Consider the following 12369-nt stretch of genomic DNA (forward strand, 5'->3'; position numbering starts at 1 on the left):
AATGACCTTGTCCAAACCAACCTTAGCCGTTGCCTTAATTGTAAAAAATGAAGAGAAGCACTTACAAGCTTGTCTAGACACAGTAAAAGATTGGGTCGATGAGATTGTCCTTCTAGACTCGGGCAGCACTGATCGCACTGAAGAAATCGCCCGACAATACACAGATAAGTTTTACACCAACCTAGATTGGCCAGGATTCGGTAAACAGCGCCAACTGGCGCAGCAATACGTTACGGCAGACTACGTTTTATGGCTTGATGCGGACGAACAAGTCACTCCAGAGCTAAAAGAAAGTATCTTACACGCGGTATCAGCCAATAAGCCGAACGTTTTATACAAACTTAATCGACTAAGCTCAGCGTTTGGTAAGTTCATCTACCATTCTGGTTGGTCTCCAGACTGGATTGTGCGCTTATATCGCACCGAATATACGCAATATAATGATTCGCTCGTTCATGAAAAAGTTGATGAGAAAAACTATCAAACTGAAAAACTGGATGGTCGACTGCATCACTACACTTACGAGCACCTTCATCATTACATCAATAAAACCACTGGCTACCTCAAGGCCTGGACAGATGAACGGGAAGGTAAAAAGAAAGCGGGGTTAACGACCGCTATCGTTCACGCTCTTGCGAGCTTTGTGAAGATGTATGTGCTCAAACGAGGTTTCCTTGATGGCAAACATGGCTTCATTCTAGCTTGGCTAAGCATGCACTCTACTTTTGTAAAATACATCGATCTCTACTTACGTGAACAGGCAAAAAAATCATGAAAACGACTTTAATTATCACCACTTACAACTGGAAAGAAGCATTAAAAGCGGTGTTAGAAAGCGTGAAACGTCAAACCGTTTTGCCTGACGAAGTCATTGTTGCAGATGACGGTTCTCGAGACGATACCAAAGCAATGATCGACCAACTGCGTGACGGCTTTCCAGTACCACTTATTCATAGCTGGCACGAAGATAATGGCTTTCAACTTTCAATGAGCCGCAACCGTGCGATCGCAAAAGCATCAGGTGACTACCTCATCATGATTGATGGCGACATGGTGCTGTCCCAAACGTTTATTGAATCACATAAGCAAGTCGCAAAACCAAATTGGTTTGTGCAGGGGGGACGTGTGTTAACGGATGAAAGCTGCAGCAAGGCCATCATGGAAAACGGCTTAGTGCCTTCCATTTTCAGCAAAGGCATTCGCAATCGTAAAAACTGCATCACCAACGCCTTGCTATCGAAATGGTTCTCTTACGAGCGGAATAACGATAAAGCCACTCGCGGTTGCAACATGGCGTTTTGGCGACAAGATGTCATCGAGGTGAATGGCTTCAACCAAGATTTTGTTGGATGGGGACGCGAAGACAGCGAGTTTGTTCATCGCATGTTGAATGCGGGTAAGTCACGTCTTTACCTAAAATTCGCAGGTGTAGGCTACCACTTGTACCACGTAGAAAACTCTCGTGCGTCACTCGGACAAAATGACGAGATTTTAGAGAACACCATTAAAAACAAGCTTAAACGCTGTGAGAATGGTGTTGATCAGTTTATTTCAGAGGATTGCAGCTATGAATAAAAAAGTGATCTATCCTGGAACTTTTGATCCAATTACTAATGGCCATCTAGATTTAATCGAACGTACAGCAAAAATGTTCGACTCAGTAACAATTGGAGTTGCAGCTAGCCCTTCGAAAAACACCATGTTCTCGTTGGATGAGCGTGTAGACCTGGTCCACCAATGCTGTCAACACTTAAGCAATGTCAACGTTGTCGGCTTTAGTGGTTTACTTGTGGATTTCGCCAAAGAACAACAAGCCTCGATCCTAATCAGAGGGCTTCGCACAACAATGGACTTTGAGTACGAGTTTGGTTTGACGAGCATGTACCGTAAGTTACTACCCGGACTAGAAAGTATTTTTCTTACCCCTTCTGAAGAGTTCGCGTTCTTGTCCTCAACAATAGTAAGAGAAGTAGCGATTCATGGCGGAAATGTCGCCCAATTCGTTCCGAATCCTGTAAACACAGCCATCTTAGAAAAACTACGTTCAGCATGAAAAAGTTAAAGTATTACTTATCTAACGGAATACTCGCTTATTTACCTTCTTTTTTGTTTCGTTATTCCGCAAAAAAACTGTTAGTACGTGCTCCAAGCTATGATGAAGAGTACTTGCGTGAACGAGTTAATTACTACAATAAACATACCACGAGCTTCGAACTGACTCCTCCAGATCTTACGAAAGTAAAAGACTTTAAAAAAACGGGCGGCAGCGCTTATTACTATGATCTGTTGAAGGTTATTAAATGCTTCCCTAAAAAGGCCGTCTTCAAATATGTCAATGGCGATGTCATTGATGTACCAAACGAGCCGAGTTTTTTAAAAAGTCGACCTATTGAAGGAGAGAACACTAACTCGGTCCTACTAAAGCTAAACGCCGTTAGACACTACTTTTTTGTGGATAAAGACAAGCCGTACCAAACTAAAAAAGACATGATTGTATGGCGTGGGACGGGATTTCGACCAAATCGAAGAAAACTACTTTCTCGTCATTTCTATAATCCTCGCTGCAACATCGGTCGAGTGGATACGCAGGATAAAGATCCAGAACAACTGAGCTACGTGACCCCTTCAATGAGTATCTCAGAACAACTTGAGTACAAATTCATTCTGAGCTTGGAGGGAATGGACGTCGCAACCAATCTTAAGTGGATCATGTCCTCCAATTCTTTGTGCTTTACCCCTAAACTGCGCTACGAAACATGGTTTATGGAAGGGAAATTAAAAGCGGGTGTGCACTTTGTTCAAGTCAAAGATGATTTTTCTGACCTAGATGAAAAAATGGACTACTACTTGGAACACCCTGACAAGGCAGAAGAAATTATACAGAATGCTCATCAGTGGGTTGAGCAATTTAAAGATACTAAAAGAGAAAGGTTGATTTCTCTATTAGTCGCAGAGAAGTATTTTAATCTTGCAGAAACAAGAAGGGTTACCTAAATCTATTAGGTAACCCTGAAACAACTAGTAATCGTACTTAACTTTATTGATAACACGCTGAATCATATTAAGGGGATTAAAAGTCTTTTTCCCCTTACGTTTATTAGCAATGCTAGTCAGGTTATCTTCTCTTTTCGCTACCACTATTGGGCTGATGTAACCATAACAACCACTTAATTTTGGAATCGATAACCACTTGTCAATTGGCACCGCATAAGCCGTTTTTTTCATGCTGCTTAATAGATCTCTAGCTCTTAATGGTGTAATGCCATAGCACACAGTTGGAAACGGCTTCTTTTCTTTTACATCTGATATTTTAAACGGTTTTTCTGGGTCTAAAATGTAGCAGAAGTTAGTAAAGTTCACTAAGCCACAACTTTGGATATAAGCTAGTACGTCATCAGCAAGTAACCTTGATGCTTCACCGATGAACTCAATATTGTCTTCAATAACAATCGCAGGCGTTCCTGACGCAACAATCAATTCCCATGCTTGAGAGTGTGTCTTAAAGCAACCAATCTCTCCAGCCATGATCGCTTTTTGGCGAAACTTATGAGAGTAACTTTCATACTCTTTCTCTAGCTTAAGAAGATCATCATAAGAATCTGAGTAAACAAATTCAAAATCGATACCCTTTAGGTAATTTTGAATGCGATTTACTCGCTCTTCATTTCCAGTTGTAATAACAAACACTTTCAATGGTGTATTACTGCTTAGTTCCACCGTTAAACCCTCAGCTGATTTAGTGCAGCTCAGTATAGTATCTACCCCAATAATTATTAGCAAGGATACTCATTGTTGAGCGAGAGCTATCAATAACTCTGCAAGCCTATTACTTCTGACACTCACTACAAAAGAAGGTATTACGCTGGCCAATCTTTAGCTCTTGAAGTCGTTCGCCGCACTCTGGGCATGGCTCTCCGGCTTTTCCGTAAACTAGTAACTCTTGTGCAAAGTAACCCGGCTTTCCATCGGCTTGCGCAAAGTCTTTCAGCGTAGTCCCACCTTGCGTAATGGCAATCTCAAGTGTCATTTTGATATTTTCAACAAGTAACCCCCACTCTTGAGAAGTCAACTTACCTGCGGGCCTTGAAGGGTGAATTCGAGACTTAAACAACGACTCATTCGCGTAGATGTTCCCAACACCAACCACGACTTTGTTGTCCATGATGAACTGCTTGACGGCGACACGCTTATTTTTAGCTTTCTCCGCTACATATTCCGCATTGAACTCTTCAGTTAAAGGCTCAGGCCCCATGTTTGCTAGCACAGCATGTGACTCGCCAGGAGCACACCACAGCCATGCCCCAAAACGACGCGGATCGTTATAACGCAGTATTTTTCCACTGCTTAGTTTGAGATCCACATGATCGTGCTTTGCTGGCGGAAAGTCAGCATCTAGGACACGTAAAGACCCAGACATGCCCAAGTGAACAATGGCTGTACCTGTGTTTGTCTCGATCAGTAAGTATTTCGCACGACGGCTAATCGCACGGATCACCTGCCCTTCCAATTTTTTAAGCTCTGTAGGAATATCCCAGCGCAATTTAGGCGTTCGAAAAGTAAACGACTGGATCGTTTGTCCAACCATGTGGGGGCTAATCCCCATACGACTGACTTCAACTTCTGGCAACTCAGGCATTAGATTCTCCAATTCACCGGCTAATAGTTCTCGCTGCTAGCATAATCGAAAAGAAAAACGATAAATAGGGAAGCTTATTAGGGGTATAGACGCAAAAAGGCTTTACTCTGGCATAAGGTAGTTCCCATCAACGGAGATAGCTACCCATTTGTCTTGCCAGGTTTTAAATAGCCAAAAATCAGGTAAACGAAAGAAAGTCACCCGCTGCGGCTCTTCGAGATCCTGATACCAGACTTCTACCGTTTCAGGTACCCCTAGGTTAGGTTTTAAATGGTCGTACTGTTCTGAGGTAAGCTCGGTCCCTTCCAATGATTGCCAGCGTGATACAAGTTCACTGATCGGTGCATCAACTTTGATGTTGGATTGCCACCGTCCATCATGCAGCTCGAACTCCCAGCCACTATAGTACAAAGACTCCACCGTATAGTCGGAGCGAAGTACATTTGGGTAAGGGTCTGCTTGGTCTGTTAATAGGTAAGTTTTGATCCACATCGGCGCATTTAAGATCACTATAAACGCGATAATGCCCAGAATAAGAATATTGTTCCATCGGCGGCGACGAGCCGGACTCACACGCATAACCATCTCTACTCTCTTATCGTTATGAGTAAATTACCAAAGAGTATTGAGCTTGACTAGAACGACGGTGTCCAAGTGTGTAGGGAAGTGGTGACTAAGCGGCAGAGGCGATCAATCAAAAATTCGAGTATAGAGTGGGACCAGTAGAATAACTTCAGCAGTGCCTTATAACCCGATGACGTACTGAACCTTTTCTTCAGCACTTTTATTCACGTAATAAAAAACCCAACTCGAAAGTTGGGTTTTTTAATTCATCAAAGAGACTGAAACCAATTATTTGATTTTTGCTTCTTTGTACATAACGTGCTGGCGAACTACTGGATCAAACTTTTTGATCTCAAATTTGCCTGGCATGTTACGCTTGTTCTTATCAGTTGTGTAGAAGTGGCCTGTACCTGCAGAAGATACTAGACGGATTTTCTCACGAACGCCTTTCTTTGCCATTGCTTATTTCCTCTTAAACGTTTTCGCCACGTGCACGCATGTCTGCAAGAACAGTATCAATACCTTTCTTGTCGATGATGCGCATACCTTTAGCAGATAGACGTAGTTTAACAAAACGTTTTTCGCTCTCTACCCAGAAACGATGAGTTTGTAGGTTCGGCAGAAAACGACGCTTAGTAGCATTTCGTGCGTGTGAACGGTTGTTACCCGTTACTGGACGCTTACCAGTTACTTGGCATACTCGTGACATGAATGTCTTCTCCAAAATCGTTTCAGCTCGATATCAACCTTGGTGGCCGAACCTCTCTATCTCTCGAAAAGAAGTTAGAGGTTAAGAACCGCTATGGAAAATCCATACAAGGCTATCAAAGGTCGCGCATTATACTAACTTGATATGCATTGCTCAAGACCCGAACAGATCCTTTTTACAGGTTTTCGTGATCTTTTTTTAGACAGCAGATTTTTTTAGCAGTCCAAGCTGAATTCAGTTAAAAATTTAGTGGCGTGGATGATAGCAGATTTTTAGCAACTAACAACCTAAAAAACGCACAGTTATATCCAGCCTCTTTCAGCAAAAGAGACACTTTCCCCATCTCCGATGACGAAATGGTCCAAAATACGAATATCCACCAATGCTAATGCGTCGGTGAGACGCCTTGTAATCCTTCTGTCAGCTTGGCTCGGCTCAGCAACCCCTGAAGGATGATTGTGCGCCAAAATCAAAGCCGCCGCGTTATGATGCAGAGCACGCTTGACGACTTCTCTCGGATACACCGACGCTGCATCCAACGTTCCTTCAAATAAAATTTCATCTTTTATCACTCGGTGCTGGTTATCGAGAAAAAGAATATAAAAAGCCTCTCTTTGCCGATCCCTTAAAATAGAAGACAGATATAACTTAGTTTGGTCGGGGCTGGTTAAGGCATCACCACGCTTTAGCGTCTCCGCCAAGTAACGTTGTGTCATTTCTAGTACCGCTTGCAACTGAACATACTTGGCTTGCCCTAATCCTTTGTGACGACAAAACTCTTCTTCTGATGCTGAAAATAGTTGTCTGAGCGAACCAAAGTCTTGAATAAGGAAGTCTGCAAGCTCAATCACGTTCATTCCGCGGGTGCCTGTGCGCAAGAAGATGGCCAGCAGTTCGGCATCGGTCAAAGCTTGCGGCCCTCGTTGCAACAACTTCTCTCTGGGCATGGACTCAGTTGGCATAGCTTTCAGTATCATCTGATGTCTCTTTATATGGAAAGTGCCCCTATTCCACAAAACAAAAAGCGAAAGTCGAGTATGACTTTCGCTTTCTTCGTACCATCAGTGCTTTCCATGCAACTTAACAGTTCATCAGAGTTTAAAGTTGCCAACCAAGCCGTGAATTTCCGTTCCAGACTGTGATAGCTGCGTGCTGATTAACTCGGCATGCTGCAACGTCTCATTAATGTTGTTCACGATCTGTTGAATAGCCACTAAGTTTTGGTTGATGTCTTCTGCAACCGCACTTTGTTCTTCTGCGGCAGACGCGGTTTGAATACCCATATCTCGAATTGTTCCGATAGAATGATGAACACCAGAAAGAGATTGCTGAATGAGCGCGGACTCTTCCGCCGTTTTTACACCTCGTTTTTGGCTCACCGACATCGTACTGACCGCTCTTGATACACCATTTTGTAGCTGCTTGAGCATGTCGCCAATTTCATGAGTACTATTTTGTGTACGACTGGCTAACGAGCGCACTTCATCCGCAACGACGGCAAACCCTCGACCTTGCTCACCGGCTCTAGCCGCTTCAATCGCCGCATTTAGGGCCAACAAATTCGTTTGCTCGGCTATCTCGCCAATCACATCCAGCACTTTGGTTATTTTTTCGGTCTGTAAACTCAACTCAGAAATTGCATCTGACGTGCTGTCTATCTCCGTCACGAGTTCGGTAATGCCTTCTATTGCTTGCTCGACCTCATGCTGAGCAGCGGTGACTTGACTGTTGGCATCGTCAATTGCCTGCGCGGTCGCATTAGTATTGCTGGCTACTTCTTTGGCAGTCATGCTCATTTGCGTCACTGCCGTCACGACTTTGTCCGTCTCTAAACAGTGATCCTGCATTTGACCGCTCGCTTGGCTGGTCTGAGTGTTCAGGCTTTGGGAAACGGTCTGTACTGTCGTCGCAGAGCGATGAATGTCCTGCATCAGTGGGTGCAGCTTATCCATAAAATCATTAAACGCGGCCGCCACTTCACCGACTTCATCCTGACTTTCGACTTTTAAACGAGCCGTTAAGTCACCGCCGCCTGCGGCAACATCTTTTAATGAAGCCGCGACATGTTGTAATGGCTGAATACCTTTAGACACCACGATACTGGTGAGAACACTGGTAATGATCAATCCAATAGCGGAAATCAACACGGCAGATAACGTATGCTCTTTTAGCTCTTGAGTCTTTAACTCTCTGTGCATCGCAACTTGCTGGTCGATGTCATCAATATAAACGCCAGTACCTAAAACCCAGTCCCATTTCGATAGATATTCTGCATAGCCCAACTTAGGCGCTTGTGCGTCAATGGTCGGTTTGTGCCACGAGAAATAGAGGAACCCATCCCCTTTTTGAGAAGCGTCAATCAAGCCCGCAATAACTGCGACCCCATTTTCATCTTTTAAGTCGTAAAGGTTTTTACCCTCTAATGCAGGTTTGATGGCGTGCAACGTATTCACACCTTGAGAGTCGTAGGCAAAAAAGTAACCATCGCTTTCAAAGCGCATGGCTTTCAGAATTTCTTTTGCTGCCTCTTTATTACTTCCATTTACATCCGCGTCGTATAACGGTTTTATCGCCGTCACGCCCATCATCATATAGGCTTGTAACTCTTTCTTTTTCGTTTCGATGAGCTCTTGCCTGTCTCTTGCTAACTCCGCTTCCAAACTTTTACTGCTGTTGATGTAATACACCACTGAGATCAACGTAGTGATCAACAGCAGCGGAATTAGGGTTATCAGCAGCAATTTGTTTCGACTTTTCAACACCATGGTTTCCACTACCTCTTTTTCTTTTCAGACTTGCAAACTCCGCGCAACTTGTCTGTGAGGTAGGCGAGAATTTTCCCTTCCTCGGTCAGATTAATACTCTGGAGTTTGATGTGAATTATCTTCTCGTTATATATGCTCGGGCGGTCAGACTTTGAATTGTGTTAAAATCCGGTCATCAAATTGGAGATCTCACATGCAAACACTAGCAGGAAAGAAAATTCTACTCGGCATCAGTGGCGGTATTGCCGCGTATAAATGTGCGGAGCTAACCCGTCGCCTCATAGAGAGAGGAGCGCAAGTTCAAGTTGTAATGACGAAAGCCGCAAAAGAGTTCATTACCCCTTTAACCATGCAAGCCGTTTCGGGCCGTCCTGTCTCGGACAGTTTACTAGACCCAGCAGCGGAAGCCTCTATGGGCCATATTGAATTGGCCAAATGGGCAGATTTAGTGCTATTAGCGCCCGCGACCGCGGACTTAATCGCGCGCATGTCCGCAGGCATGGGGAACGATTTACTTACTACGCTCGTGCTCGCGACGGATTCCCCTGTTGCTGTTTCTCCGGCGATGAATCAACAGATGTATCGCAATATCGCAACCCAAGAGAACATCGCTACGTTAGCGCGTCGTGGTATGCACATCTGGGGCCCTGCGGCAGGAGAGCAAGCCTGTGGTGATGTAGGACCAGGTCGAATGCTGGAACCAATGCAGCTAGTACAGCTATGTGAACAGTTCTTTCAACCAAAATTGCTAGAAGGTAGGTCGATACTCATTACCGCCGGACCAACTCGCGAAGCGATTGATCCAGTGCGTTACATTACGAACCATAGCTCCGGGAAAATGGGCTATGCATTGGCGAGCGCCGCAGCGCAGATGGGAGCAAAAGTCACCCTCGTGAGCGGTCCTGTCAGTTTAAATACGCCCGTAGGTGTTGAGCGCATAAATGTTTCCAGTGCACAAGAGATGCACGAAGCCGTTATGACACATGCAAACCAGCATGATGCCTTTATTAGCTGCGCTGCCGTTGCCGACTACCGCCCACAAACGATCGCGTCTCAAAAGTTGAAAAAGACAGAAGACAACGACGAAATGGTCATTAATATGGTTAAAAATCCTGATATTGTTGCATCTGTGGCAGCAATGACGGAGAAGCGTCCGTTTACCGTCGGTTTTGCGGCTGAAACCAATGATGTAGAGACCTATGCTCGAGGCAAGTTAACAAAGAAAAACCTCGATATGATCTGTGCAAACGACGTTTCGGTTGCAGGGCAAGGATTTAACAGCAACGACAACGCAATTACCCTTTACTGGCCTGAAGGTGAACTTGCGCTCGCTTTGGAATCAAAAGAAGCATTGAGCTTTAAAATTCTCGAAAAAATGCATCAATTGATGTAACTAACGTTTGAAAACCCTGCCAATTTTTTACAAAAGCTGGCATAAATTTGGTACAAAAATGACAACTAAGGGTGTTAAATCTCCCATTCCACCCTTAGTGGTCTAGTTTGAGGCGAAATAGCGTCTTATAATCCCCTCCGCTCAACTTTGTATTTTGAAAGGAAGTAACTAATGGCCGGCAGTAAAAAATCCAACCGTCGTGAAGAAATCTTACAAGCATTGGCAGAAATGCTTGAATCAACAGATGGCGCTTCACGCATTACTACGGCAAAACTGGCCAAGCAAGTCGGCGTTTCAGAAGCCGCGCTGTATCGTCATTTCCCAAGTAAAGCGCGCATGTTCGAAGGGTTGATTGAGTTCATTGAAGAAGCCTTGATGACACGTATCAACCGTATTCTAGACGACGAAAAAGATACACTAGAGCGTATTCGTATGGTGATGCACCTTATTTTGGCGTTCTCTGAACGTAACCCAGGTCTGACACGCATTTTGTCGGGTCATGCTCTAATGTTTGAAAATGAACGTCTACGTGAACGCATCAATCAACTCTTTGAGCGTATAGAAACACAATTGCGCCAAATCCTGCGTGAACGTAAGATTCGTGAAGGGAAGTCTTTCCCTGTCGAAGAGCGCATCCTAGCCGCGCAAATTCTGGGACAAGTTGAGGGGAGCCTAAACCGCTTTGTGCGTAGCGACTTTAAATACCAGCCGACTGCAAACTTTGACGAGTACTGGGCGCTTTTGAGTGCACAAATAAAGTAAAAGACTATGAGTAAAGACAAATACACGCAGCCCGAGTTTTCTCTTTCACTTCTTCACCCTCGTAACTGGGGCGTATGGCTTGGTTTTGGTCTGTTGGCCATCCTCGTCAATATTCTTCCTTATCGGCTGCTGCTTTCATTAGGTCGTTCACTCGGTAAACTTGGCATGCGCTACGGTAAAAAGCGTGTCCACGTTGCTCAGCGTAACTTAGAATTGGCCTTTCCAGACAAAACACCTGAAGAGATTCAACATATTGTTGAAGAGAACTTCAAAAATACCGGTATGGCACTGATAGAAACCGGAATCACTTGGTTCTGGCCGACTTGGCGCTTTAAAAACCTGATCGTCGAGAAAGATCTCGGCGCACTGCGTGAAAAAGCCAAAGAAGGTAAAGGCGTCCTACTTTGTTGTGTCCATGCTCTAAATCTAGAGATCACTGCGCGTGCTTTCGCCGTGTTAGGCGTGGCCGGGTACGGCGCGTTTCGTCCGCATAATAATCCTGCTTATAACTTTATCCAGTATTGGGGACGGACACATAACGGCAATAAACTGATTGATCGTAAAGATGTAAAAAAGATGATTCGTGTTTTACGCAGCGGTGAGCGTCTGTTCTATTTACCGGATCACGATTACGGTCGCAAAAAATCAGTATTTGTGCCCTTCTTTGCCGTAGACGATGCGTGTACGACAACAGGCACGAGCATTCTGGCGTATACCTCAAAATGTGCGATCATCCCAGGCTCAGGGTTTCGCAATGACGAAGGAAAATACGACATCATCGCCGATAAGTGCATTGAAGCCGATTATCCACAAAAAGACGAAGTCGCCGCTGCCGCTTATATGAACAAGTATGTGGAAGAAGTCATTCTACGCGCTCCAGAGCAATGGATGTGGCTCCATAAACGCTATAAAACCATGCAAGATGAGCATGTCGAGAAAGGCATTCGCTATAAGTAAGTGGTCAAGGCGATGAATCCAAAAGTAAATTACCACCTTCTAAAGAAGGTGGCTTTGTGTGAGCCCCCTAAAAGGGGGCCTTTGTTTAGTCCAGCGCCAATTGCTGCTGCTCTACTCGCTCTTGCTTCTCTTGATGTCTTACATATCGGCGTATTATTTCTTCATTGATTCCAACACTATCGACAAAATAGCCTCTTTGCCAAAAGTGATTACCCCAAAGCCTGTTCTTCCTAAGGTGAGGAAACTTGCTAAATAGCTTTAAGGCTATTTTGCCTTTCAATACCCCCATCAACTTGGATATCGAAAGCTTTGGTGGGACCTTTACAACTAAATGTACGTGGTCAACTTGTACGTTTAGCTCTACGACTTCACATCCAAGTTGATTACAGTAAACATAAATACATCGATAAACTTCTTTACCTATATTGTTCTTCAAGATCCTAAATCGATACTTTGGCGTCCACACTATATGGTATTGACAACGCCAAAATACGTGGGAAGCTTGATTGTATCTACTCATGTTATTTGTCCTCTTTGACTTCTGGAAAAATCAAAGACGCATTTAGCATGAGTAGTTTTACAG

The 12369-nt window shown here is 44.2% G+C and carries 15 protein-coding genes; 7 read left to right on the plus strand and 8 right to left on the minus strand.

Going from position 1 to position 12369, the window contains the following annotated elements:
• The first annotated feature begins 7 nt into the window (after window positions 1-7).
• The 4 genes from J4N43_RS14615 to J4N43_RS14630 are packed head-to-tail and all read left to right on the plus strand — an operon-like array spanning window position 8 to window position 2994.
• Window positions 8-775 carry a glycosyltransferase family 2 protein gene (locus J4N43_RS14615; protein WP_053349782.1) on the plus strand — a complete coding sequence of 256 codons (768 nt, stop codon included), beginning with the start codon at window positions 8-10 and terminating at the stop codon, window positions 773-775.
• Window positions 772-1575: a glycosyltransferase family 2 protein gene (locus J4N43_RS14620; protein ID WP_053349742.1), complete on the plus strand. Its 804-nt coding sequence runs from the start codon at window positions 772-774 to the stop codon at window positions 1573-1575. The genes J4N43_RS14615 and J4N43_RS14620 overlap by 4 nt, the downstream gene beginning before the upstream one ends.
• Window positions 1568-2053 (plus strand): pantetheine-phosphate adenylyltransferase, encoded by a 486-nt coding sequence (coaD, locus tag J4N43_RS14625; RefSeq protein ID WP_017449082.1) that lies wholly within the window; start codon window positions 1568-1570, stop codon window positions 2051-2053. The genes J4N43_RS14620 and coaD overlap by 8 nt, the downstream gene beginning before the upstream one ends.
• On the plus strand, window positions 2050-2994 hold the full coding sequence (locus J4N43_RS14630; RefSeq protein ID WP_053349743.1) for a glycosyl transferase family 90: 945 nt from the start codon (window positions 2050-2052) through the stop codon (window positions 2992-2994). Before coaD ends, J4N43_RS14630 begins: the two co-directional genes overlap by 4 nt.
• 24 nt (window positions 2995-3018) lie before the next feature.
• Here the strand turns inward: J4N43_RS14630 and J4N43_RS14635 are convergent, their stop codons facing one another.
• From J4N43_RS14635 to J4N43_RS14665, 7 genes are all read right to left on the minus strand, one after another.
• The gene (locus J4N43_RS14635) at window positions 3019-3780 is read right to left on the minus strand and encodes a glycosyltransferase family 25 protein (RefSeq protein WP_029786883.1); all 762 of its coding nucleotides are present in this window, start codon (window positions 3778-3780) and stop codon (window positions 3019-3021) included.
• Between the two features lie 46 nt (window positions 3781-3826).
• Complete coding sequence (mutM, locus tag J4N43_RS14640) at window positions 3827-4636, minus strand: bifunctional DNA-formamidopyrimidine glycosylase/DNA-(apurinic or apyrimidinic site) lyase (RefSeq protein ID WP_053349744.1); 810 nt, start codon at window positions 4634-4636, stop codon at window positions 3827-3829.
• A gap of 102 nt (window positions 4637-4738) precedes the next feature.
• A complete protein-coding gene (locus J4N43_RS14645; RefSeq protein ID WP_053349783.1) occupies window positions 4739-5215 on the minus strand; it encodes a hypothetical protein in 477 nt (158 codons plus the stop codon).
• A gap of 273 nt (window positions 5216-5488) precedes the next feature.
• Window positions 5489-5659, minus strand: coding sequence for a 50S ribosomal protein L33 (gene rpmG, locus J4N43_RS14650; protein WP_004410866.1), 171 nt, complete (start codon window positions 5657-5659; stop codon window positions 5489-5491).
• Window positions 5660-5672: 13 nt separating this feature from the next.
• On the minus strand, window positions 5673-5909 hold the full coding sequence (gene rpmB, locus J4N43_RS14655) for a 50S ribosomal protein L28 (protein ID WP_005384783.1): 237 nt from the start codon (window positions 5907-5909) through the stop codon (window positions 5673-5675).
• A gap of 302 nt (window positions 5910-6211) precedes the next feature.
• Window positions 6212-6886 carry a RadC family protein gene (gene radC / locus J4N43_RS14660; protein ID WP_053349745.1) on the minus strand — a complete coding sequence of 225 codons (675 nt, stop codon included), beginning with the start codon at window positions 6884-6886 and terminating at the stop codon, window positions 6212-6214.
• A 114-nt stretch (window positions 6887-7000) separates the two neighbouring features.
• On the minus strand, window positions 7001-8674 hold the full coding sequence (locus tag J4N43_RS14665; RefSeq protein WP_053349784.1) for a methyl-accepting chemotaxis protein: 1674 nt from the start codon (window positions 8672-8674) through the stop codon (window positions 7001-7003).
• A 193-nt stretch (window positions 8675-8867) separates the two neighbouring features.
• On the opposite strand from J4N43_RS14665, the gene coaBC reads away from it, so the two are divergent.
• The 3 genes from coaBC to J4N43_RS14680 all read left to right on the plus strand — a co-directional run bounded on the left by coaBC (window position 8868) and on the right by J4N43_RS14680 (window position 11786).
• Window positions 8868-10067 (plus strand): bifunctional phosphopantothenoylcysteine decarboxylase/phosphopantothenate--cysteine ligase CoaBC, encoded by a 1200-nt coding sequence (gene coaBC / locus J4N43_RS14670; protein ID WP_025768318.1) that lies wholly within the window; start codon window positions 8868-8870, stop codon window positions 10065-10067.
• A 171-nt stretch (window positions 10068-10238) separates the two neighbouring features.
• Complete coding sequence (slmA, locus tag J4N43_RS14675; RefSeq protein WP_005379386.1) at window positions 10239-10829, plus strand: nucleoid occlusion factor SlmA; 591 nt, start codon at window positions 10239-10241, stop codon at window positions 10827-10829.
• 6 nt (window positions 10830-10835) lie between these two features.
• Complete coding sequence (locus J4N43_RS14680) at window positions 10836-11786, plus strand: Kdo(2)-lipid IV(A) acyltransferase (RefSeq protein ID WP_033905948.1); 951 nt, start codon at window positions 10836-10838, stop codon at window positions 11784-11786.
• A gap of 85 nt (window positions 11787-11871) precedes the next feature.
• Here the strand turns inward: J4N43_RS14680 and tnpA are convergent, their stop codons facing one another.
• Window positions 11872-12306, minus strand: coding sequence for an IS200/IS605 family transposase (tnpA, locus tag J4N43_RS14685; protein ID WP_017633711.1), 435 nt, complete (start codon window positions 12304-12306; stop codon window positions 11872-11874).
• Between the last annotated feature and the right edge of the window lie 63 nt (window positions 12307-12369).

Origin of the sequence: Vibrio sp. SCSIO 43009, assembly GCF_023716525.1 — a bacterium.
Taxonomy (GTDB): Bacteria; Pseudomonadota; Gammaproteobacteria; order Enterobacterales; family Vibrionaceae; genus Vibrio; species Vibrio alginolyticus.